The following is a 22,456-nucleotide window of genomic DNA, read 5'->3' as shown; positions in this document are numbered from 1 at the left end:
TATTATTGCTAATCCCAGAGGCCAATAAAATAATGATTTTTGTGGCGGAATGTTTGTTGTTTATCTTCCACTGGTTCGAGTTCGTCCAATAGATGATAAATTTGCATCAATTGTTCAGGGCTTCTGGCGCGAAAATATTGGCCGCCGGTTAATGTGGCAATTTCTTTTAAGGTTTTTTCATCCAAATCGGCGGATGGATTTACCCGTCGTGATCCAAAGCTGCTGCCAAAGATACCGGGCATGACCATTTCGTCAGCACCCACGCCCACGGTATAAATGACAATATCATTATCGGCGGCTAATTTAGCGGCAGGGATGGGTTTGACTTCGCCACCATTATTTTGTCCGTCGGTTAATAAAATCATTACATGTCGGTCGCCCGGTCTATCCCTTAGTCGTTTCACGGATAAGCCAATAGCGTCACCGATAGCGGTGTTTTGTTCGCCAGCAAAACCAATTTGTGATTCTTTTAAAAATCGTTGTACCGTGGTGCGGTCAAAGGTAAGTGGCGCTTGCACATAGGCCTGTGATCCAAATAACACTAGACCTAAACGATCGCCTTACGCCGTTCGATAAAATCGTTGAGTACTGCTTTAACCGCTACAATTCTTGGCGCTTGTTCACCGCGAACTTGCATGTCCTCAATTTTCATACTGCCGGATAAATCGACAGCCAGTAATAAATCGCGACCGCTGGCGGGTAGGCTAATCGGGTCGCCAATCCAATTGGGTCCAGAGGCGGCGGCCACCAAGCAGCTCCAGATGACAATCAACGAAGCTACGCGTAGTTTTCGCTGCTGTAAATTACTGTTGGTTTGGTGCTCTAAGCCCGCCAGTTGCTGATAAAAGGGGACACGAACGGCAGCTTGCTGTTGCTGGACTTTAGGTAACAACCAGTATGCGAGCACCGGCAGAGGTAGCGCATAAAATATCCAGGGAAATTCAAAACTTAACATCTTAGCTTTGTCCTCCCTGTTTATTAAAGTTGTGTTGTTTAATCCAGCGCAGTGCTAATTGTTGAAGCTGTTCCGGATTGGCATCAGTAGTTGGTGCGTAAGGCCCATCGGCTAACACTTTACCGGCACCGTGTTGAAACTGATCAGTGTTAGCGCTCTGGTCCAAAAATTCTAGCCAGGGTTTGCCACTGAGTTGTGCAATATCGGTGGCCGTAACAGAGTGTGCTGTCATCGCGGTTTGTTTTAGTAAGGCATTTAATTGCTGTAAATATTGTTGTGGTTGCAGCGAGTATTGCTGCAAAGCTAGCAATTGTTTCTTTGCCAGTCGACGATAGCGGTTGGCCTGAATACGCTTGAAAATAAAATAACTTGCAAGCGACACCAAAATTAATAGCAGCAAGGCCAAAATCCACCAGCCAGGAGCCGGCGGCCAGGCGCTAATAGCTTCTGGTAAATGAATATCTCTGAGTTGGGCTAAAGGGTCTTGCTCAGGCACGGCGGCCTCCCGCAGAGTGTTTGCCTGCTACGCCATAATATTGCAGCAACCGTTGCAAGGGCGCTTGCTCTGTGCCGATTTCAATCATCGGAATCCCCAGCTTGCCCAACTGCTGCTGTAATTGTTGTTGCCGCTGCGCGAAGTCGTCAGCATAGCGCTGGCGAAGTTGGGTACCACCAGTATGAATAACGCTGCGTTGCTGGCCATCGGTGACAGTGTATTGTCCAGGCGGCGGTAGTTGTTGTTCCAGCGGGTCATAAATATATAAGGCGGTGACTTCGCAGTGCCGGGACAATTGATAGAGTTGTTTAGCGGCATTGCCTTGGTCAAAGCCGGCAAAGTCGCTGATGATATAAATGGCGCTACCGGGTTTGGCGATACGGCGTAGTTCTACCAGTGATTCTTCCAGACTAACGGCTGGTTCGGTATCCAGGCCGGTATCCCGGTTGAGCATTTGGTTGTATTGCTGCATTAAATGAATCAACGACAAGGCGGATTGGCGACTTCGTCTTGGTTTTATTTCCTGATGGGCATGATCAGTAAAAACCAAACCACCAACACGGTCATTATTTTGCAAACCTGCCCAGACCATGAGTGCGCCGAGGTAACAGGCGGTGACCGATTTAAAACAGGTTTGGCTACCAAAAAACATGGCTTGTCGCTGATCTACCACTACCAGCGAAGGGCGTTCCCGCTCTTCTTCAAATAATTTGGTATAGGCTTGGCCACTGCGCGCAGTAACGCGCCAATCAATGGTACGAATATCATCGCCAGGTTGATAGGCGCGTACTTCCGCAAAATCCAAGCCGCGACCGCGAAAATTGGTTTTATTGGGACCGGCTAATAAACTGAGTGCTTTGCGCCGTTGTTGCAGTTTTAAATCTTTTGCAGTGAAGCGACAGCCAATTAATTCATCCAGTGCGATATAGGCACCAGTCAGTGTCTGTTCAAGTTTATAGTTGTAATTAGTAGATTCAGCCATGATATCGATGCGCTAATATGATGTTCGGCAATCAGGCAACGGGAACCTGCCGTAGTAATTCTTCAATCACATGGTCAGCAGTGATGCCATTGGCTTCCGCTTCAAAACTTAATAACAAGCGGTGGCGCAATACATCTGCGGCAATGGCCTGGACATCATCGGGACTGACAAAATCACGACCATTTAACCAGGCATGGGCGCGGGAACAACTATCGAGTGCGATCGTACCGCGCGGGCTGGCACCAAATTCAATCCATGCTGCCAAATCGTTACTGTAATTACCTGGGTTACGAGTGGCCATGACCAACTGCACGATATATTCCTCAATCGATGGGGCTGTGTGCAAGGTTAAAATTTGTTGCCTGGCAGAAAATAATGTGGCTTGTGTTACTGCAACCGGGGGGCGATAGGTTGTGCTGTTTTGATGGATTCGTTACGCACAAGCTGCAGGATTTGTCGTTCAGCTTCAACCGCAGGGTAATCGACACGTACATGCATTAAAAAACGGTCAAGTTGCGCTTCAGGCAAGGGGTAGGTGCCTTCCTGCTCAATCGGGTTTTGGGTTGCCATCACCAAAAATAATTCAGGTAGCGGATAAGTACTTTTGCCGACACTGACCTGCCGCTCGGCCATGGCTTCTAATAGAGCCGATTGTACTTTGGCAGGAGCCCGGTTGATTTCATCAGCTAGCACTAGATTATGGAAAATTGGACCGTGCTGAAACTGAAAGCTGCCATCTTCAGGTCGGAAAATATCTGTGCCGGTAACGTCGCCGGGTAATAAATCAGGGGTGAATTGTATACGGTGAAAATCACCCTCGATGCCATCGGCCAGTGTTTTGATCGCTTTGGTTTTGGCAAGTCCCGGAGCGCCTTCAACCAGTAGGTGACCGTCGGCAAGTAGGGCGATCAGTAATCGTTCGACTAAATCATGTTGACCGATGATTTGGCTTTGTAACCAGCTTTTCAAGGTGTTGATGGAATTTTGTTCACTCATTGGCTTCAATTTGGCTCTTATTACGAGATAAAGGTTTTGTTAGGGGTTTATAGGCGTTTTCGGAACACTTTGACAGAAATATCGAAACAAGTTCCAAGCACGCGGGCCATTGTACAAATTTCTAACAAATTCGGTAGCTTCAACTAAGCTTTTTTTAAAGTATTCTGAATTTAAAGTTGAGGTGGCCAACGATGGTGGACGCAGCAAAATTGTTAAATCAGGGCATGGATCGGCTTTTGGCCCAATTACGTGAGGAAATCAACGATAATTTGGCGGCGGATACTGCCGCTGTGGTTAGTGCGTTTGCTGAGCAGTGTTATTCGGGGTATTCCGCTATAGATTTTAAAGGCCGTGAAATATCTGATATTTACGGCGCTACTCTTGGCAGCTGGGCATTTATTCAACAGCACCAGCTCACTAGCCCCAAAGTGCGTGTTTTTAATCCGGTCTATCAGCAACATGGTTGGCAGTCTAGCCATACGGTAGTGGCAATACTTACCAGAAATATGCCGTTTATAACTGATTCTGTTCGCGGTGAACTTAACCGGCGTAACCTGACTATTCACACCATTCATAGCACTATTTTTTCTTTAGTACGCAACGCCGATGGAACCCTGCAGGAATTACTTGCATCCCGTTCAGTGATCAAACCACCAGCAGGATGTTCTATGGGGGAAGAGGCGCTGCTTTATTTTGAAATAGGGCGCTGTACCGATGAGCGCGAATTAAAAAATATTGCCGATGTATTAGCGGCGATATTGGCTGAAGTAAGTATTGTAGTAAATGACTTCAGTGAGATGACTGCGCGAGCTGAAGATGCCATTCGCGAAGTGGCACAGCTCTCTAACAACCCCGATCAAGAAGAAATTCAGGCTTTTATAGCGTGGATGTGCGCGGGGCATTTTACTTTTCTGGGTTACGAGGAATTAGGGATAGATGAAGAAACCGGACAGGCGATAAGAGTCAAGAATTCGGCTTTGGGTTTATTGCGAAAGCGGCAGTCATTAGGGGTAGAAGAATTTAGTCGCGTGTTAACACAGCAATCAGATACACAGCAGGTATTATCCTCAGTTATTTTATTTGCGAAATCTTCACGGCGCTCGCGTGTGCATCGCTCGGTATACCCCGATTACGTGATGATCCGGCGCTATGATCAGGCGGGACGATTAATAGGTAAACACCGTTTTCTTGGTATGTATACCTCGGCGGTGTATACGCTGACACCAACGGCAATCCCGATAATCCGTGGCAAGGTGGCAGCGGTGTTAGATCAATCCGGTTTGGATTTAAAAGACCATACGGGTAAAGATTTGGAACGGGTATTGGATGTCTTCCCCCGCGATGAATTATTTCAAAGTTCTATCGATGAATTATTTACAACGACGATGGCAGTTAATCAAATTCAGGAGCGGCGGCAGGTACGTTTGTTCGTACGTCGGGATAATTATCGAAAATTTGTTAATTGTTTGGTTTACACCCCACGCGATATTTATCGTACCCATTTGCGTGAATCCATAGAGGCATTACTCTGTCAGGTCTTTGGTGCCAAGGAAGCAGAATTTACCACTTATTTCTCTGAGTCTGTGTTGGCGCGTACGCATTTTGTCTTGCGAGTCGACCCTGCTATTCACATCGATGTTGATATTCAACAGTTAGAAAAGGAGGTGGTGCAATTGACCATGTCGTGGGAAGAGCATCTTAAAAATTATTTGGCTGAAGATTTTGGTGAAGAGCAGGGCACAAAGTTATTTACTGAATACGGCAAAGCGTTCGGGCCAGGCTATCGTGATGATTTTGTGCCTCGTGCCGCCATTGACGATATCAATAAAATTGCCAGCTTGCAGGATATAAATCAGATCGAGATGAGTTTTTATCGCAAGCTGGGAGAACAGGACAATAAGGTTCGTTTTCGCCTGTACCATCTTGATGCGCCGTTGTCATTATCAGATGTCATGCCAATACTGGAGCACTTGGGCTTGCGTGTGGAAAGTGAGCATCCCTATGGTATTAAACCCGCTAGCGGCCGTCAGATATGGGTGCATGAGTTTTCACTCACCTATCGATTGGACGCCACGCTTGATTTCACCAAAACTCAAGAGGTATTTCAGCAGGCTTTTTTGCGAATTTGGCATGGTGATGCCGAGAGTGATGCGTTTAATAAGTTAATTCTTGGTGCGCAGCTAGGATGGCGGGATATTGCGATGCTACGTGCTTATGCACGTTATATGAAACAAATTAAGTTTGATCTAAGTGGTGATTACATTGCCGAAACACTGTGCAATCATTTTGGTATCAGCAGTAACATCGTTAAATTATTTCATACCCGTTTCGCTGTCGCGTCGAAACTGACTGCGAAACAGCGGCAGCAACAGGAGGTGGCTGTGAATAAGGCCATCGTAGATGCACTGGAGGGGGTTGAAAATCTCAGTGAAGACCGGGTTATCCGTCAATATCTAGCCTTAATTAATGCAACGCTTCGTACCAACTATTTTCAAAATAATGAGGACGGTCAATTAAAAAATTATTTTTCCTTTAAGTTGGCACCGGCGCAGATTCCTGAAATGCCGCTACCTGTACCTATGTACGAGATATTTGTTTACTCCCCTTCGGTTGAGGGTGTGCACCTGCGTGGCGGTAAAGTCGCCCGGGGTGGGTTGCGTTGGTCAGACCGGCAAGAAGATTTTCGTACTGAAGTATTAGGGTTGGTCAAAGCCCAGCAAGTTAAAAATGCTGTGATTGTACCGATGGGGGCCAAGGGTGGTTTTGTGCCTAAAAAATTGCCTGTCGATAGTGATCGTGAAGCTATTCAGCAAGAAGGGATTCGTTGCTACAAGATATTTATTCAAGCCTTGCTGGACTTAACAGACAATCTGGTCGACGGCAAAGTTGTGCCACCGAGTGAGGTGATTAGAAAAGATGAAGATGATACTTATTTAGTGGTAGCTGCAGATAAAGGTACCGCAACGTTTTCTGATATTGCCAATGAACTCTCACTTAAACATGGTTTTTGGTTAGGGGATGCTTTTGCCTCGGGTGGCAGTGCAGGCTATGACCATAAGAAAATGGGGATTACCGCCAAGGGGGCGTGGGTCTCCGTGCAGCGGCATTTTCGCGAGCTGGGTATTAATGTACAGCAGTCAGATTTTACCGTAGTCGGTGTGGGTGATATGGCCGGTGATGTTTTTGGTAATGGTATGTTGCTATCTAACCACATTCAATTGGTTTGCGCGTTCAATCATATGCACATCTTTATCGATCCCAACCCGGATGCGGCCGCTAGTTTTGTCGAGCGTCAGCGGCTGTTTGATCTGCCTCGATCCAGTTGGGATGATTATAACCAGCAATTAATCTCTGCTGGCGGAGGTATTTTTAAGCGTGCGGCCAAGTCTGTAACGGTTACTAAAGAGATGAAGCTACGGTTTGATATAACGGCCGATAAACTCACTCCCAATGCATTGATTCATGCCATCCTCAAAGCGCCTATTGATTTATTGTGGAATGGCGGTATTGGAACTTATGTTAAAGCCAGTACTGAATCTCAAGCCGATGTCGGTGATAAGGCCAATGATGTGCTGCGCGTTAACGGCAATGAGCTGCGCTGCAGGGTCATTGGTGAGGGGGGTAATTTAGGTGTCACCCAGTTGGGAAGAATTGAATTTGGTTTGCATGGTGGGCGTTCTAATACCGACTTTATCGATAATGCGGCGGGAGTTGATTGTTCTGATCATGAAGTTAATATCAAAATTTTACTTAACGGTGTCGTTGCCAGTGATGACATGACCTATAAACAGCGCAATGAGTTACTGGAGCAAATGACCGACAGTATATCTTCTTTGGTGCTTGAGAATAATTATCGCCAGACGCAGGCCTTGAGCCTTGCTGAGCGGGAAGCCTTACTACGATCAGGTGAATATGCTCGCTTAATTCAATCGATGGAAGCGAGTGGTAAATTGAATCGGCAGCTGGAATTTATTCCGCAGGATGACGTATTGAATGAACGTCGGTTGATGGGGAAAGGGTTAACCCGGCCGGAGTTATCTGTGCTTATTTCCTACGTTAAATCACAGTTAAAAGAAGAGTTGGTGGCCACGTCGATACCCGATGATAGCTATATGGCGGTTGCGGTAGAGACTGCTTTCCCGCAACGTTTACGAGCTGATTTCAACGGGCTTATTCACAATCACCGTTTGCGTAGAGAGATTGTCGCTACTCAAATCGCAAACGACATGGTTAATCACATGGGGATTACTTATGTCGATAGGGTGGCTGAGTCCACCGGTGTTGGTAGTAATGAAATTGTGCGGGCGTATATGACCGCCCGTGATGTCTTTGATATGCCTTTTTTTTGGCAGCAGATAGAGACGCTGGATTACCGGATAAGTTCTGAGCATCAAATGAGTTTGATGGCTGAATTGATGCGCCTGGTGCGTCGCGCTAGCCGCTGGTTTATCCGTAATCGCAGGGGGTTGATAGAACCCGCAACGGAGGTGGCAGGTTTTAAAGCTGAAGTCACTCAGTTAAGGCGGTCACTGGCTGATATTTTATCAGGCGACTCAAAGCTGGATTTTGAACGTCGTTATCAGCAAGGTATTGAGTCGGGTATGCCCGAGGAATTAGCACAGTGTATTGCCAGTGTTCGTGAACAGCATCCGTTCCTGAATATCATTGAAGTGTCGAAAGGATTGAGTGCTAGCACCGGGAAGGTGGCAGAATTATTTTTTGGGCTGTCTGAGCGCTTGGAGCTGGATTGGTTTGCGCAATTAATTGCTGAGTTAAAAATAGACAATTTTTGGCAGGCGATGGCGAGAGAATCCTATCGGGATGATTTGGAATGGCAGTTGCGAAATTTAACCGAAGGTGCGATGCGGCACATGGAAGCCGATGGTAATGTCGAAGCTTGTATTAACCGGTGGATGCAACAACAGCATTTATTAGTTGAAAGATGGCGGGCAATGTTGGCAGAATTGCATGCTAGTGAAACTCACGAATTTGCTATGTTCTCAGTTGCCATAAGAGAGTTGCTAGATATGGCCCAAAGCAGCAAATACGGTGAAGTATTGTAAATAGGCCGCAATGACAGTTACCAAAGTATGCAAACCCTGATTATCGATTTAACCATCAGTGCCGATGAGTTTTTGAAGCAATATCAATTTCCAGACGCGGTGGTGGTTACTTTCAGTCGTTGCCATCGCAGTGTTCAGTTCCCCGCAAATATTTTGCAGCGGTTTGTCACCCACAAAGGTATAAGTGGCAGTTTTCGCATTCAGTTTGATAATCGTGGGAAATTCATGCAGATTGAGAGAGTGTGATCGAAATGGTATGGCAGCTACTGGATTGAATGCTCCCATTTTTATCACTAACGCTAAATTTCACGCGCTAATAAGCTTATGTCAACTATAGGCAATTACTCTCAATGAAAAATGCTTAAACCTTGACTAACATTAACTCCAATTAGGTCCGTGTATCCATACAACCATGCTGTATCTTCTACCTAAAGTGACTGGTGTAACTCGGTGCATCATCCAACTGGGAAACATCAGAGCTTTACCTTTTTCTTGATCAGGAGTAAGCAGCAAGCCACCTGCATTAAATTGCAGTTCTCCACCTTCATACTCTGAAGGGTCGTTAAGCGGAATTGAAATACTAATTTTACGCCGCATCATCTGAGGCGTGACATCACTGTGCCAATCAAAAAACCCTTTACGCGCTCATCATAATAAGCAATTTGCGCCAACTCTAGTGAATCAATTTTATATTGCGTCTTTTTATTGGCATGTGCTGCAACCTTCCAGACTTTATCATAAACCCACTCATTACCTTCTTCTGCCAACCAGTAACTGTGGGATCTTCTTCTTAAAGCATCACTGCTCACTGCTCCGCCCAGAATGTCAGAAGGTCGTGAGTGTTTGTCAGCAAGTTCAATCAGTTGGGATAATTCATCGTCATTAAAACAGGGCGGAGAGATAGAAATGTAATCATTCGCAATCGCGCGAGAAGATAAGTCATAATCACTAGCGTCGATAAATTTATAGGTTGATTTTTTTCCTTTTTTTTTCTTCATATTTCAAATTGTCACTGCCAGTAGAAAGAGTCATTATGCATGATAATAGTAATATTTTACTGCTATGTTGCGTTTGGTCGATATTTTGGTGCTTCTTTATTTATAATAAAATGGTGCATTTTTTTGTCGGCAACCAGAGGGGTTTATATTAATCTGAATAGAGTTAATGCCTGACAAAGGACAATGTCTACCGAAACTTTTATGTTCCTTGCGTGTTTACTAAATAACGCCGCTTAATTTTAAAGTTGTCACCGTCTCAAATTATCACTAAATTATATACGTCGGCAGATTCTTGGTGGAAGTTGCCGTTGAACAGATTAATAAAGCCTAACTATTGGCGCTTTGATAAACTACAAAATATACCGCTAGACCTTTTAATTAAATCATTCTCATTGTTAGTATTATCCAGTCTCGCATTCGGTAAAATATTCTCTATGACTTCCAAGCCTAAGCTGTTTTCAGCATGAGAGTATTTGCCTTATTATTTTTATTAGTTTTTATAAAGGCATTATTAAACAACAATATAAAACAGTCAAGACTGTTTTATATTGTGCGGTAGGAAATATACTACAGATTAACTTTTTAGCGTGTTTTAGCGTGTTTTAGCGTGTTTTAGCGTAAAGTACCGTTCTCAAACTAATGGCTGATGCCGGTTCTAACTGTCATTGCTTTTTAATAGTTAAAAAATAATAAGTAGCATCGATCTAAATTGCGGCAGATAAGATGGGTCATAGCTGATTCGAATAGAACAATCTTTATTACTTCAGTTTATAGTCCCCAATTTTTAACATATGCATTAATTTGGGCTATTAGATAAAAACGGGCCATCTACGCATAAGCGGCGACCATCCGGGGCGTTGCAAGCACCGCAAATACCAACACCACATTTAGTCATATAATCAATGGCGTTATGAATTTGGTCGTCGCGGCAAAACTCTTTTTGTACGGCAACGGCGGCGTGTACCATCGGCTCGGGACCGCAGTTATAGAAACACAAACTATCCAACTCCTGTTGCGACATTGTCTGTAAGCGCTCGCGCAGCATTTCGCTGACAAAACCCTTGTAGCCGCGGCTGCCATCATCAGTTGCGATGTGGCAATCAGCGATAGCGGCACACTCATCTAAAAAGTACAGGCGTTCCTCGGTACGTGCACCGATGAACATTTCAGCGCGGCTTGCCGTATTTTTCTCGCCGCCTAGATCCCTGGCAATTTGATAAACGGCAGCTAAGCCAGTGCCGCCACTGACGGTGATGATCTTGGCGTCTTCCGGTGGGCTAACAGGAATACCGTGGGGCCCCGAACATAGGCGTCAGTCCCAGGCTCAAGACTCATCATGGCGTCGGTAAACTCCCCAGGTTAATAATGACCAGAGAAAAAGGATCATCGGTCAAAGCGGAGAAGGGTTTTTCACCTAAGCCGGGAATCCACAGGAAAATAAACTCTCCGGCTTGAACGCCGACCTTTTTATCGAAGGTCAGGATTGCAATATCGTCACAGACTTTTTCATTGCTGACTAATGTCAGAGGTTGAAAATCCATATCGATATCATAACGAATCAACGCTTCGGCTTTATTGCTTTTAGCGGAGGTCAGGTCATTGGTCAGTGTTTTAAAATACTGACCTATTTGAGCAGTAGTCATACCGACTAGTGCAGAGCCAATACCGAATATATTGGCGCCCAATGTTTCAAAGGCGCGTACGTTATCGGCGCTGCTTATACCGCCACAAGCAATCACTGGACAGTCAACAGCGTTGGTGATTTCATTTACACATTTAAGTGCCAGTGGTAATACGCCCTTGCCGGACATACCGCCCATACCATTGCTTAATACGTTCTCGCCATAACTGAGATGGTTGCCTGGCCCAACGGTATTGATGGCACAAATCGCATCGGCACCGCCAGCGACAGCGGCTTGTGCGATCTCTCCAATGTTGGGTACGTTAGGGGTTAGTTTAGGCACTACTGGAATATTCACGGCGGCTTTAACTGCAGCGGTAATCTCTTGAACTAATGCTGGGTCCTGACCCATCGCCATACCGTAACCCTTGGCGTGGGGGCAGGATAGATTCAGTTCCAAGCCGTCGGCGTAGGGGGCCATGATTTTGGCGACGCTGACATACTCTTCAACACTGCCACCAAAAATAGAAATCAGTAAAAAGCGATCTTCGGGAATAACCAGTTCGGCCATCATTTCGGCAGCTTTTTCAGCACCGGGATTAGTCAATCCTACTGCATTTACAAAGCAGCCTGGTGCATATTGACTCAATACGGGTTCACGGTAACCGGCGCGAGGTGTGGGGCCAATGCTTTTGGTAGTTAATACGCCCACTTCAGGTATGGAGTCAAAAAAAGCCTGAATGATAGGAGCGGAACAGGTGACGATGCCAGATGGAATGGTGAAGGGGCCGGACAGGGTTTTACCGAGGAATTGGGTTTTCAACGCGCTTGAGCTCTCTGTAGCAGGGTTTAAGGTGGCAGCATTTTACAGAGATCGAACTGAGAACGCACTAGCGGTTGGCAGTTTAGTGCTTTACGACTAAATAAAGTCCCGCGAATGGACGCGGGACTGAAATGATAACGGCTTAGTTTGATGACGCTAGCGGTTTACGCCGAAAAATCAGCCCTGCTAATGCTGATGCCATTAGCCACGCCGCCGAGGGCAGCGGAACTGTTGAAACAGGGATGTCACTGCCGGCGCTACCTGGAGTGCCAATATCACCGTCACCGTAACTAAATTCAAAGGGTGTAAGCATAAAAGCACCGCCAATACGCTCGGCACTATTGCCGGCGGCTCCGAATAAAGCGCTATCGTTGTAACTAAGATTGTCGATCAGGTTGCCAGCGAACTCGATGATGATGGCATCACTGCTATTGGCCAGAGTGAAATTGCTATAACTGTAATCAGCATTCAAACCACCATTGCTGGCGCTGTCGCCATTTTTGGCAAAAACAAAAAAAGCACCGGCGGCAACTAGCAGTGGTTCATCGACAGTGAAGTTATTACTGCCTTCATCGCGCACAGTTAAACCATTGAGATCGATGCTGTGATTGCGGGTGTTCCAAACTTCAAACCATTCTCCGTTGGCGTCGCTGACAGCAGCAGGGTTGGCCATTACTTCAGTGATTAATAAGTCGCCGGGTAATACCGCTGCCGCAGTGTACTGACTGCTGATAGCAAATAAGGCTGTGTAGAGGATGCGGTTATGAAAGGGCGTTAAGCGGGTGTGAGAAATTACAGAGTTCAACATAATTATATCCTTATAAAGTTAAATGTTTTTGTCTATTCCTTAGACAGTCAGCAATATAGCAAATCTCAGCAGTATCTCAAGTAGTGTTTGAAAAATACTCAAGCATTGGCAGCAGTAAGTCAGTGATCAAACGCTATGAACATTTTTATCCCGCATTTTTACCGTTTTAAAGCGGTCAATAGTCACTGGTTTCTGTGACGTAGTACTCCTATTGTTAGTTACAAATAACAAGTGAGGTGTCTGTTATGAAACAGCAAATGACTGAAGTGGATTTAGAAAAGTTAGTTTCTTTGGCACGGGATGCTGGCGCATCGGCTTATGAGGATTTACCCGAAACTTTGCGCTGGGCAGTTACCGGGCGTCGCTCTACCGATGTCATTGGCGACAATTTGAAAGCCAGTGGTGAGCAGGTTAATCGACTAAAACGTGTGTTTACCTCACTTAAGATTTAGTTAGCCCATAAAAAAATGGCCCTATATAAGGGCCATTTTTTATCTACATTAGAAAGAATAAGTTAAAAGTTTGATGGATGAATTAATGGATATCCATCTTATGAATACCGGAGACTCCGGTGAGACCATCCCATTGATCGGTGCGGCCTTCACGCCAGCCGGTCATCCATTGTTGGCGAACATCGCCATTATCGTGGGGGCAGGTATCTTTGTGGCGGCCATGTGAGCCAGCCTGGTAACCTTTGGAAAATGCTCGTTCTGCCATATCACGTTTTTGTCTTCTCATAGAATACGCCTCATTCTTGATATTTATCGTTAACACAACATGTTTCACACCACTGGTTTATCGTCTATGCGACGAGCAATGGCTTATGGGTAGAGCTTTATAATTTTAATTGGTTCCTGTGTAAGAGATTATTGTTAGTGGTTGCAGGCTGGACTTGGTAGAATTCGCCAGCGCTGACAACCTTATCTAAGCAAATCATTGTAAGGCTGTCGACCACTGATTTTTCCTATTCAAGTCGAGTGATATAAATTTCTCAGGCGGCTTTAGATTAATCATTAAAAACAAAGACTTAGCTTTGATTAAAATGTGAGCTATTCCCTGAAATTCTTCAAAGCGGGGTTGTTTAGCACTATATAATCTAAGCCACACTCGATAGGTTTCCTTTATATGTCCCACCCAGCTGTTAGCGCTTATGCGTACTTTGCCACATGTCCCAAAGGTTTAGAGACGCTGTTGTTGGAAGAATTACGCTCTTTAGGGGCCAGCAAGGTAAAAGAAACTGTGGCTGGGGTTTATTTTGACGGGCCGTTGAGCATTGCTTACCGCAGTTGTTTATGGTCGCGATTGGCGAACCGTATTTTAATGCCACTGAGTCAAGATGAGTGTCGTAACACCGATGACTTGTATGCAGCGGTTAAAGCGCTGCCGTGGGAGCAGCACCTGGCTGTTGACGGTAGTTTTGCGATTGATTTCTCCGGCGCCATGCCGGGTCTAAAGCACCCTCATTTCGCCGCCTTAAAAGCCAAAGACGCTATCGCTGATTATTTTACCGAGCGGTTTGAACGTCGTCCGGATGTAAATAAAGATCACCCTGGTATTCGCGTCAATATTCGTGTTGCCAAGGGTGTATTAGTTACTAGTCTGGATTTGTCGGGAGAGAGCTTACACCGTCGTGGTTATCGGCAAGAGGGTGGGGCGGCGCCGTTAAAGGAAAACCTCGCGGCAGCGATTTTAATGCGGGCCAATTGGTCAGGTATAGCGGCCAGAGGTGGCGCGCTTTTGGACCCAATGTGTGGTTCCGGTACGCTACTCATTGAAGGCGCGATGATGTCGGCCAATATTGCGCCGGGTATTTTACGCAGCTACTGGGGTTTTAATGGTTGGTTGGGCCATCAATCAAAATATTGGGATGCAGAATTACAAGAAGCCAGGGCGTTAAAAGAAGCCGCCCTCCAGCGTCAATGGCCGGAAATCCGCGGTTATGATGCAAGCCCTAAAGCTATTGATATCGCCCAGCAAAATATCGATGCCGCAGGTTTGAACGGTAAAGTTCGAGTGTTGCGCAAGGAATTGGCAGATTTTGCCAAACCCACCCATGTTGAAATTGATTCCGGTTTGGTTATTTGCAACCCACCGTATGGCGAGCGTTTAGGTGATGAGTCTTCGTTATTGCATTTGTATCGCAATCTCGGTCAAACCCTGAAAAAAGAATTCGTCGGTTGGCAGGCGGGCGTGTTTACCGGCAACCCGGAGCTGGGTAAAAAAATGGGGCTGAAAAATAAAAAACAGTACCAGCTTTTTAATGGCGCGATTGCCAGTAAATTACTTAGCTTTGATGTACAGCCGGAATACTTTGTCGAAGATCGTCGAGCATTAACGGAGCGCGATGAGAAGTCGTCGGTGCCTCAGCCATTGTCGGATGGCGCGCAAATGTTTGCCAATCGCTTAAGGAAAAACCGCAAGCAGTTACAAAAATGGGCAAAAAATAACAATGTCAGTTGCTATCGTTTGTACGATGCGGATATGCCGGAATACGCGGTTGCGGTAGATTATTATGAAGGTTGGGTGCATGTTGCTGAATACAGCGCACCGGCTAGTGTTGATCCCGCCGTTGCTGAACAGCGGTTGCGCGAGGTGATGTCGGCGATTCCGCAGGCATTGGATGTCGCTGAAAAATATGTGGTACTAAAGCAACGCACCCGACAAAAAGGAGCGAAGCAATATCAAAAGCAAGACAGTAGTGGCGACTTTTTTGAGGTAAGGGAAGGGCAGGCTAAACTGCTGGTGAATATGAAAGACTATCTGGATACAGGGTTGTTTCTAGATCACCGGCCGGTGCGTTTAAAAATAGCGGAGTTGGCTAAGGGCAATCGTTTTTTAAATCTCTTTTGTTATACCGCTACAGCGAGTGTGCACGCGGCAATGGGTGGCGCTACCTTCACTGATAGTGTTGATCTTTCCAGTACCTATCTGGAGTGGGCCAGTAAGAATATGGCGTTAAATGGCTTTAGTGAAACCAAGCACAGGATGATACGGGCTGATGTGCTGGAATGGGTAAAAACCTGTGACAATCGCTATGATTTGATCTTATTGGATCCGCCGACGTTTTCAAATTCCAAGAAAATGGATGCCACTCTCGATATACAGCGTGATCATGTGGCCTTAATCCATGATGCGATGAAGTTATTAACTCGCGACGGCTTGTTAATCTTCTCTAATAACCAGCGTAAATTCAGCCTCGCTAATGATCAATTAACGGATTACTGTGTCGAGAATAAATCTGACTGGTCTCTTGATAAAGATTTTCACCGTTCGAAGAAGATTCATCAGTGCTGGTTTATCAAGCATCAGGAAAAATAATGCGGTTTGCCAGTAGTTTAGTATTGCGTCGGATTCTAACACTATTACTGTGTTTGCTGTCTATTGGCACTGCGCAAGCCGCAATAGATGCGCAGATCGTATTCCCGATAACGTTGCAAATTAAAGATTTTGGGATTTATCAATTATTAGAAAAATCAGAGAGCCAGTTCAAAGCTGATACCACCGCAGGTTATGCCAGTGTGGTGAGTTCCCGCTTGGTGAAACAGACCGCCACGGTACCGTTAAAGCAAGACCAGTTGTTTGGTTTTAATTTTATTATTCGCGACAATACCGTGGATACGGAATGGGTGCCGGTTACCATTCAGATTAAACATCCTTCCACTAACGATTATTTAGGTCACCAGTCCAAAGGTTTTACCAAGCACAGTCATGCGCGCATAAAAGCCGATGGCAGCTACCAGAACGGTGCCTTTTATCTATTGGCAAAGCCTTATGAGTTAGTGGCTGGAGAATGGGTGATTAGCGTAATTTATCGCCACGAGATAGTTGTCAGCAAAACCTTTCAGGTGCAATAACCTTGTTATTAGCGCCATCATCTCCACTGATTTAAATTCAACTTGGCTTAGCGTGATCGACTACGGGAACGAACAGCCCTGTTTTTCCGGGTTTTGGAACCGCCTGCCAGTTTACGTTTGGTATTGCTGCCATCGGAACGCGGCGGTAAACCGGTGTGCTGGGTCAACATTTTTTGACCAGCAGGTGCTACCCAGGTGCGCGGTTGACGAGCGGGAACCAAATGCTTTTTGCCGGGGCCAATTAAGTCTTTGCGGCCCATTTTTAATAACGCTTCCCTGATTGCTGGCCAATTATCTGCATCGTGATAACGCAAAAATGCTTTATGTAAACGGCGATGTTTGAGGCCGCGTGGGGTTTTAACCATTTCGCTATTGCGCCCGACTTTCTTCAGTGGGTTCCTTTCCGAGTAATACATCGCAGTGGCGCTGGCCATTGGGGAAGGGTAGAACGCTTGAACTTGATCAGCCCGAAAGCCGTTATTCTTTAGCCACAGCGCCAGATTCATCATGTCTTCATCGCTGGTGCCCGGGTGGGCGGCGATAAAGTAGGGAATTAAATATTGTTTTTTGCCCGCCAGCTTGGAATATTTTTCAAACATATTCTTAAAGCGCTCGTAAGTACCGATGCCGGGTTTCATCATTTTTGATAGCGGCCCACCCTCGGTATGTTCGGGGGCTATTTTTAAATAGCCGCCGACGTGGTGGGTGACGAGTTCTTGCACGTACTCCGGGGTTTCTACCGCAAGGTCATAGCGCAAGCCGGAAGCAATTAATACTTTTTTAATGCCCGGTAGGGCGCGGGTTTCACGATATAAGTCCACCAATGGCATTTGGTCGGTATCAAGGTTGCTACAGATACCAGGGTAAACACAGGACAGGCGACGACAGCTCTCCTCTATCGTTTTACTTTTACAATTCAACCGCCACATATTGGCAGTAGGGCCGCCGAGATCTGACACTATGCCGGTAAAGCCGGGGGTTTTATCGCGAATGTTTTCAACTTCCCGCAGAATAGATTCTTTGGAGCGGCTTTGAATAATGCGGCCTTCATGCTCGGTAATGGAACAGAACGTACAGCCACCAAAACAGCCGCGCATGATATTCACCGAGGTGCGAATCATCTCATAAGCAGGAATACGTGCATCACCGTAACTGGGGTGAGGGACGCGCTGATAGGGCAGGTCAAACACATTATCCAGTTCGTCAGTTTCGAGCGGAATCGGTGGTGGGTTTAACCACACTTCGCGTTCACCGTGTCGTTGCACCAGTGCTCTGGCATTACCCGGATTAGTTTCCAGGTGTAAAACGCGGGAGGCGTGGGCGTAGTAAACAGGATCATTCTTTACGGTTTCGTAGGAAGGCAGTCGAATCACCGTTTTGCTGCGGTCGAGTTTATTTTTTCGCGCGCTGAGCGGGTCGATGATGGTCACGGTTTGAATATCGCTATTCTTATCGCTTGCTTTATCTTCAATGGCGCAATCTTTACTGCCGCCGGAGTCACTAACTTCGTAAGGGTTGAGATGTTTTTCTACCTTCCCCGGACTATCAATTTGGGTTGAATCAATCACCGTCCAGCCAGCAGGAATACCCTTGCGGACGAAGGCGCTGCCCCGAATATCGCGTATTTGCCCAATCGGCTCACCGGCAGCCAAGCGATGAGCTGCTTCGACAATAGCGCGTTCGGCGTTGCCGTAAACCAGTAAATCGGCTTTGGAGTCCATCAACACGGAGCGTTTTACTTTATCGCTCCAGTAATCGTAGTGGGCAATTCGACGCAAACTGGCTTCGATGGATCCGATAATGATGGGTACGCCTTTGTAAGCTTCTTTACAGCGCTGGGAGTAGGCAACCACGGCGCGGTCAGGTCGCTTGCCGCCTTCATCATTGGGGGAGTAAGCATCGTCGTGACGCAATTTGCGATCAGCGGTGTAGCGGTTGATCATGGAATCCATGTTGCCAGCGGCGACACCGTAAAAAAGATTGGGTTTGCCCAGCGTCATAAAGGCATCTTTCGAGCGCCAGTCCGGTTGCGCAATAATTCCTACGCGAAAGCCCTGCGCTTCCAATACGCGACCTATAACGGCCATGCCAAAGCTGGGGTGATCCACATAGGCGTCGCCGGTGACGATGATAATGTCGCAACTATCCCAGCCCAGTGTATCCATCTCTGCCCGACTCATGGGCAGAAAAGGTGCAGGGCCAAAGCACTCCGCCCAGTATTTGCGGTAGGAGAATAATTCTTGGCTAGTGGATGTTGACGATTTCATGTGTGTGGTTTGGAGATATCAGCAGGATTGAACGGCCGTCATTATACTTGAATGTAGCGGGTAAAGTATTAAAGCCAGCAGTTTTACTGGTCTATTCGTCATAAATAAGTCATTAAATAGCCACAGAATTGCGATTTTTGCTTAGCTTTGTCATATTGCTGTCATAAACTTTGGCTTTAATCATCAGCTATTGAGAGAACAGCTACAGGTATTTAAATGGAAGGTAAGACAATTCTGATCGTAGATGATGAAGCCGCCATCAGGGAAATGATACGTATGTCGCTGGAGATGGCGGGCTTTGATTGTTCGGAGGCCGGTGATATTCAGCAGGCTCACGTACAAATTATTGATAATCCACCAGACCTGGTGTTACTGGATTGGATGCTGCCGGGAGGGTCCGGGGTAGAGTTGCTGCGGCGTTTGCGTAAAGATGAAATGACCAGCCGCCTGCCTGTCATTATGCTGACAGCAAAAACCGAAGAAGATAATAAGATTCAAGGTTTGGATGTCGGCGCTGATGATTATATCACCAAGCCCTTTGCGCCAAGAGAGATGTTATCGCGGATTAAGGCAGTATTGCGTCGAGCGGGTGCTATCGAGGAGGAGGATGCCATTGAAGTTTCAGGTTTAAAATTGGACCCTTCGAGTCACCGCGTATTTATTGATCAAGCGCCGATAAGTATTGGTCCCACCGAGTTTAAATTATTAAAGTTCTTTATGACGCATCAGGAACGGGCCTATAGTCGTGGCCAGTTACTCGATCAGGTGTGGGGTGGTAATGTATACGTTGAAGAGCGTACCGTTGATGTACATATTCGCCGCTTACGCAAAGCGTTGATGACAGATAAGGCCGATTACGGCGACTTGGTACAAACGGTTAGAGGCACCGGCTACCGTTTTTCTACAGCTAGCTAAAATTGTTCTTCATTACTGTGTTTTGCCATGGCAAAACCGCCTACAATATTGTCACCCGCACACAAAGCCGCGCCTGCTAATTAGTGGCTGTTTATTGGTGAACTGAACCATGCATACTGTCGATTGGAAAATCGAATGTCGCAATTTACTATTGCTGCTTGTATTAGCTGCTTTGATTGGCTGGCCTTTCTCCCTGCTGCTCCCCGCTGTATTGCTGACCACTCTGGTTTATATAGCGTGGACTTTTTATCAATTAAGACGAATTCAGAAGTGGCTTGATCAAAGTATTGATCTGGCGCCGCCCGAAAGTACAGGGCTATGGGGCGAGGTTTTTGATGGTATTTATCAATTACAGCGACGAGCTAAAGAAGAGCATGAACGCTTAAAAGCTGCGGTAAGTTACTTACAGGACTCTTTTGCATCGTTAGAAGACGGTGCGGTGTTAATTGATACACGTGGCAATATTGAATGGAGTAATGCTGCGGCAGAAAAGTTTCTGGGCTTGCGTTTTCCTGAAGATACCAAGCAGCAGTTAGTAAATTTAATTCGTACCCCTGATTTTATTCGTTATTTTGACGGCAACGATTATGTGCAGCCGTTATTGTTAACCTCGCCGTATAACAATCATTTTAAGCTGTTAATCAATATCACTTACTTTGGTCAGGGTAGTCGCTTGCTTTTTGCCCGGGATGTCACTGAAACAGATCGCTTACAGCAAATGCGTAAAGATTTTGTCGCTAATGTCTCTCATGAATTACGTACCCCGCTAACGGTTATTAATGGTTATTTGCAGACTCTGGCCGATGCTGACGCTGAGCAGTTGTTATCAGATGATCTACGTTGGCGACGGGTGATTCAGCAAATGCTTAGCCAGTCTCAGCGAATGGAAACCTTAATCCATGATTTGATTACATTGTCCCGATTGGAGTCTGTACCTGAGGCGCAGGAACAGCCGCCAATTTTTATCCGCCCGATAATCGAGGCAATTAGAGAAGAGGTATTGGCGGCAGTCACAACTGAGCGCCATATTACAATCGAGTGTGATGATAGTCTTCAGTTACAGGGCAGCAGTGATGAAATTCATAGTGCATTTGCTAATTTAATTATGAATGCGGCCAAGTACACTCACGATGGAGGCCATATTAACGTACGCTGGTATCGAAGTCTTCAAGGTGCTTGTTTGGAGGTTGTTGATGATGGTGGTGGTATTGAGGCGCATCATTTACACCGCTTAACCGAACGCTTTTATCGGGTAGACAATAGCCGTTCGATTGAGACTGGCGGGACCGGCCTTGGTTTAGCGATTGTGAAACATATCTTGTTGCGTCATCAGGCGGAACTAAAAATATCGAGTACGGTGGGCGAGGGTAGTACTTTTTGCTGCCTGTTCCCTGAGCTGCGAGTGCTTGATTGCTCTGAATCCGCCTGATTTCGCTGTCGGTAAATACGGGCCCATCTGCTAATTGTCTTTTCGTCTCTCTCTGCGCTTGATGTTATTTTACTGAAGTCAGAAAATTTTCTTTATCGTCATATTACTGTAACAAAAGATTCTTAAAGTAGCCCCTGTAACTTAAAAGTGTCACAAACATTTTGTGTACTCGCTTATAAATAACTCTTTGGAGAGTCGGATGAAACTGTATAACCCTATAAAAAAACTAGCCTTTGCATTAGCGCTGAGTTCAGTCAGTGTCATGGGTGCCCATGCTACGGTAGACGCAGATCTACCGGATTATACTAAAGCCAGTGGCGTCTCTGGCAACCTATCAAGTGTTGGTTCTGATACGTTGGCTAACTTGATGACCTTGTGGGCTGAAAGCTACAAGCGTTTCTACCCCAATGTGAATATTCAGATTCAGGCGGCGGGTTCTTCTACTGCACCACCAGCGTTGACCGAAGGTACTTCTAATCTGGGCCCAATGAGCCGCAAGATGAAAGATAAAGAATTGGCGGCCTTTGAAGAAAAGTATGGCTATAAGCCAACAGCGGTTCCAGTAGCGATCGATGCGCTGGCGGTGTATGTGCATAAAGATAACCCTATTAAGGGGTTGGCGATGGCTGAGGTCGATGCGATTTTCTCTTCTACCTTAAAGTGTGGCGGATCTAGCAATATCAATACCTGGGGTAAAGCGGGATTGACTGACGCATGGGCTAATCGCGATATTCAGTTGTTTGGTCGCAATTCTGTGTCAGGAACCTATGGATACTTTAAGGAAAATGCGCTCTGTAAAGGTGATTTCAAAAACACTGTGAATGAGCAGCCAGGCTCAGCATCAGTGGTGCAGTCGGTAGCTACTTCGATTAATGGTATCGGTTACTCAGGTATCGGCTATAAAACATCCAGTGTGAGAGCAGTAGCTTTAAGTGAAAAGGCGGGTGGTAACTTAATTGATGCAACCCCTGAAAACGCGGTAAAAGGTGAATACCCTTTGTCACGTTACTTATATGTTTACGTCAATAAAGCACCTAACAAACCTTTAAGCCCTTTAGAGCGTGAATTTATCAAGTTAGTGATGTCCAAAGCCGGGCAGGAAGTTGTTGTAAAGGATGGCTATATTCCATTACCCGCTAAAGTCGTTGAGATTCAATTGAAAAAATTGGGTCTATAACGTTAGCTGACCCAAATTCAGGTCATTTCAGGGTCTTTTGTTGCGCTCTGATTATCGCCACGGTCCCTGACC

At 46.0% G+C, this 22,456-nt stretch carries 19 protein-coding genes and 1 pseudogene; 8 read left to right on the top strand and 12 right to left on the bottom strand.

Features of this window, described 5'->3' with window-relative positions:
• Positions 1–8: 8 nt before the first annotated feature.
• From UNITIG_RS25845 to UNITIG_RS25835, 5 genes and pseudogenes are all read right to left on the bottom strand, one after another.
• On the bottom strand, positions 9–542 hold the full coding sequence (locus UNITIG_RS25845; RefSeq protein ID WP_369809242.1) for a VWA domain-containing protein: 534 nt from the start codon (positions 540–542) through the stop codon (positions 9–11).
• 5 nt (positions 543–547) lie between these two features.
• The gene (locus UNITIG_RS25840; RefSeq protein ID WP_369809241.1) at positions 548–955 is read right to left on the bottom strand and encodes a hypothetical protein; all 408 of its coding nucleotides are present in this window, start codon (positions 953–955) and stop codon (positions 548–550) included.
• A 1-nt stretch (position 956) separates the two neighbouring features.
• Positions 957–1,451: a DUF4381 domain-containing protein gene (locus UNITIG_RS21660; RefSeq protein ID WP_159931255.1), complete on the bottom strand. Its 495-nt coding sequence runs from the start codon at positions 1,449–1,451 to the stop codon at positions 957–959.
• A complete protein-coding gene (locus UNITIG_RS21655; protein ID WP_101760421.1) occupies positions 1,444–2,433 on the bottom strand; it encodes a DUF58 domain-containing protein in 990 nt (329 codons plus the stop codon). The genes UNITIG_RS21660 and UNITIG_RS21655 overlap by 8 nt, the downstream gene beginning before the upstream one ends.
• A gap of 31 nt (positions 2,434–2,464) precedes the next feature.
• Positions 2,465–3,429, bottom strand: a pseudogene (locus UNITIG_RS25835) (AAA family ATPase).
• Positions 3,430–3,620: 191 nt separating this feature from the next.
• On the opposite strand from UNITIG_RS25835, the gene UNITIG_RS21645 reads away from it, so the two are divergent.
• On the top strand, positions 3,621–8,492 hold the full coding sequence (locus UNITIG_RS21645; protein ID WP_101760420.1) for an NAD-glutamate dehydrogenase: 4,872 nt from the start codon (positions 3,621–3,623) through the stop codon (positions 8,490–8,492).
• Positions 8,493–8,519: 27 nt separating this feature from the next.
• Positions 8,520–8,738 carry a DUF2835 family protein gene (locus tag UNITIG_RS21640; protein WP_101760419.1) on the top strand — a complete coding sequence of 73 codons (219 nt, stop codon included), beginning with the start codon at positions 8,520–8,522 and terminating at the stop codon, positions 8,736–8,738.
• A 132-nt stretch (positions 8,739–8,870) separates the two neighbouring features.
• Here the strand turns inward: UNITIG_RS21640 and UNITIG_RS25830 are convergent, their stop codons facing one another.
• From UNITIG_RS25830 to UNITIG_RS21620, 5 genes are all read right to left on the bottom strand, one after another.
• Positions 8,871–9,089 carry a 2OG-Fe(II) oxygenase gene (locus UNITIG_RS25830; protein WP_369809252.1) on the bottom strand — a complete coding sequence of 73 codons (219 nt, stop codon included), beginning with the start codon at positions 9,087–9,089 and terminating at the stop codon, positions 8,871–8,873.
• A complete protein-coding gene (locus tag UNITIG_RS21630; RefSeq protein WP_101760417.1) occupies positions 9,089–9,490 on the bottom strand; it encodes a hypothetical protein in 402 nt (133 codons plus the stop codon). The genes UNITIG_RS25830 and UNITIG_RS21630 overlap by 1 nt, the downstream gene beginning before the upstream one ends.
• Before the next feature lie 796 nt (positions 9,491–10,286).
• Positions 10,287–10,703: a hypothetical protein gene (locus UNITIG_RS25825; RefSeq protein WP_369809251.1), complete on the bottom strand. Its 417-nt coding sequence runs from the start codon at positions 10,701–10,703 to the stop codon at positions 10,287–10,289.
• Between the two features lie 121 nt (positions 10,704–10,824).
• Entirely contained in the window at positions 10,825–11,934 is a 1,110-nt protein-coding gene (locus UNITIG_RS21625; protein ID WP_369809240.1) for a tRNA-dihydrouridine synthase, read from the bottom strand.
• A gap of 142 nt (positions 11,935–12,076) precedes the next feature.
• A complete protein-coding gene (locus tag UNITIG_RS21620; protein WP_101760416.1) occupies positions 12,077–12,742 on the bottom strand; it encodes a lamin tail domain-containing protein in 666 nt (221 codons plus the stop codon).
• Positions 12,743–12,987: 245 nt separating this feature from the next.
• Between UNITIG_RS21620 and UNITIG_RS21615 the strand changes: the two genes are divergently transcribed.
• Complete coding sequence (locus UNITIG_RS21615; protein ID WP_101760415.1) at positions 12,988–13,194, top strand: hypothetical protein; 207 nt, start codon at positions 12,988–12,990, stop codon at positions 13,192–13,194.
• 82 nt (positions 13,195–13,276) lie between these two features.
• On the opposite strand, the gene rmf is transcribed toward UNITIG_RS21615, so the two are convergent.
• Positions 13,277–13,480: a ribosome modulation factor gene (rmf, locus tag UNITIG_RS21610; RefSeq protein ID WP_101760414.1), complete on the bottom strand. Its 204-nt coding sequence runs from the start codon at positions 13,478–13,480 to the stop codon at positions 13,277–13,279.
• 387 nt (positions 13,481–13,867) lie between these two features.
• Between rmf and rlmKL the strand changes: the two genes are divergently transcribed.
• Both rlmKL and UNITIG_RS21600 read left to right on the top strand, forming a co-directional pair.
• On the top strand, positions 13,868–16,060 hold the full coding sequence (gene rlmKL / locus UNITIG_RS21605; RefSeq protein WP_101760413.1) for a bifunctional 23S rRNA (guanine(2069)-N(7))-methyltransferase RlmK/23S rRNA (guanine(2445)-N(2))-methyltransferase RlmL: 2,193 nt from the start codon (positions 13,868–13,870) through the stop codon (positions 16,058–16,060).
• Positions 16,060–16,596 (top strand): DUF3859 domain-containing protein, encoded by a 537-nt coding sequence (locus tag UNITIG_RS21600; RefSeq protein WP_101760412.1) that lies wholly within the window; start codon positions 16,060–16,062, stop codon positions 16,594–16,596. The genes rlmKL and UNITIG_RS21600 overlap by 1 nt, the downstream gene beginning before the upstream one ends.
• Positions 16,597–16,643: 47 nt before the next feature.
• On the opposite strand, the gene UNITIG_RS21595 is transcribed toward UNITIG_RS21600, so the two are convergent.
• Positions 16,644–18,863: a YgiQ family radical SAM protein gene (locus tag UNITIG_RS21595; protein ID WP_101760411.1), complete on the bottom strand. Its 2,220-nt coding sequence runs from the start codon at positions 18,861–18,863 to the stop codon at positions 16,644–16,646.
• Positions 18,864–19,079: 216 nt separating this feature from the next.
• Between UNITIG_RS21595 and phoB the strand changes: the two genes are divergently transcribed.
• The 3 genes from phoB to UNITIG_RS21580 all read left to right on the top strand — a co-directional run bounded on the left by phoB (position 19,080) and on the right by UNITIG_RS21580 (position 22,384).
• Positions 19,080–19,778 (top strand): phosphate regulon transcriptional regulator PhoB, encoded by a 699-nt coding sequence (phoB, locus tag UNITIG_RS21590; protein ID WP_101760410.1) that lies wholly within the window; start codon positions 19,080–19,082, stop codon positions 19,776–19,778.
• 109 nt (positions 19,779–19,887) lie between these two features.
• The gene (gene phoR, locus UNITIG_RS21585; protein WP_101760409.1) at positions 19,888–21,207 is read left to right on the top strand and encodes a phosphate regulon sensor histidine kinase PhoR; all 1,320 of its coding nucleotides are present in this window, start codon (positions 19,888–19,890) and stop codon (positions 21,205–21,207) included.
• Between the two features lie 199 nt (positions 21,208–21,406).
• Positions 21,407–22,384, top strand: coding sequence for a PstS family phosphate ABC transporter substrate-binding protein (locus UNITIG_RS21580; protein WP_101760408.1), 978 nt, complete (start codon positions 21,407–21,409; stop codon positions 22,382–22,384).
• The last annotated feature ends 72 nt before the right edge of the window (positions 22,385–22,456 follow it).

Origin of the sequence: Oceanicoccus sp. KOV_DT_Chl (genome assembly GCF_900120175.1) — a bacterium.
GTDB lineage: Bacteria > Pseudomonadota > Gammaproteobacteria > Pseudomonadales > Dasaniaceae > Oceanicoccus.
The sequence above is the reverse complement of the archived record's forward strand: the minus strand, read 5'-3'. Positions and strand labels throughout refer to the sequence as shown.

Bases quoted from the DNA above. Each gene is read 5' to 3' on its own strand.
- UNITIG_RS25840 (WP_369809241.1), bottom strand. From the start codon at position 955: ATGTTAAGTTTTGAATTTCCCTGGATATTTTATGCGCTACCTCTGCCG.
- UNITIG_RS21655 (WP_101760421.1), bottom strand. From the start codon at position 2,433: ATGGCTGAATCTACTAATTACAACTATAAACTTGAACAGACACTGACT.
- UNITIG_RS21645 (WP_101760420.1), top strand. From the start codon at position 3,621: ATGGTGGACGCAGCAAAATTGTTAAATCAGGGCATGGATCGGCTTTTG.
- UNITIG_RS21640 (WP_101760419.1), top strand. From the start codon at position 8,520: ATGCAAACCCTGATTATCGATTTAACCATCAGTGCCGATGAGTTTTTG.
- UNITIG_RS25830 (WP_369809252.1), bottom strand. From the start codon at position 9,089: ATGCGGCGTAAAATTAGTATTTCAATTCCGCTTAACGACCCTTCAGAG.
- UNITIG_RS21630 (WP_101760417.1), bottom strand. From the start codon at position 9,490: ATGAAGAAAAAAAAAGGAAAAAAATCAACCTATAAATTTATCGACGCT.
- UNITIG_RS21620 (WP_101760416.1), bottom strand. From the start codon at position 12,742: ATGTTGAACTCTGTAATTTCTCACACCCGCTTAACGCCCTTTCATAAC.
- UNITIG_RS21615 (WP_101760415.1), top strand. From the start codon at position 12,988: ATGAAACAGCAAATGACTGAAGTGGATTTAGAAAAGTTAGTTTCTTTG.
- rmf (WP_101760414.1), bottom strand. From the start codon at position 13,480: ATGAGAAGACAAAAACGTGATATGGCAGAACGAGCATTTTCCAAAGGT.
- rlmKL (WP_101760413.1), top strand. From the start codon at position 13,868: ATGTCCCACCCAGCTGTTAGCGCTTATGCGTACTTTGCCACATGTCCC.
- UNITIG_RS21600 (WP_101760412.1), top strand. From the start codon at position 16,060: ATGCGGTTTGCCAGTAGTTTAGTATTGCGTCGGATTCTAACACTATTA.
- UNITIG_RS21595 (WP_101760411.1), bottom strand. From the start codon at position 18,863: ATGAAATCGTCAACATCCACTAGCCAAGAATTATTCTCCTACCGCAAA.
- phoB (WP_101760410.1), top strand. From the start codon at position 19,080: ATGGAAGGTAAGACAATTCTGATCGTAGATGATGAAGCCGCCATCAGG.
- phoR (WP_101760409.1), top strand. From the start codon at position 19,888: ATGCATACTGTCGATTGGAAAATCGAATGTCGCAATTTACTATTGCTG.
- UNITIG_RS21580 (WP_101760408.1), top strand. From the start codon at position 21,407: ATGAAACTGTATAACCCTATAAAAAAACTAGCCTTTGCATTAGCGCTG.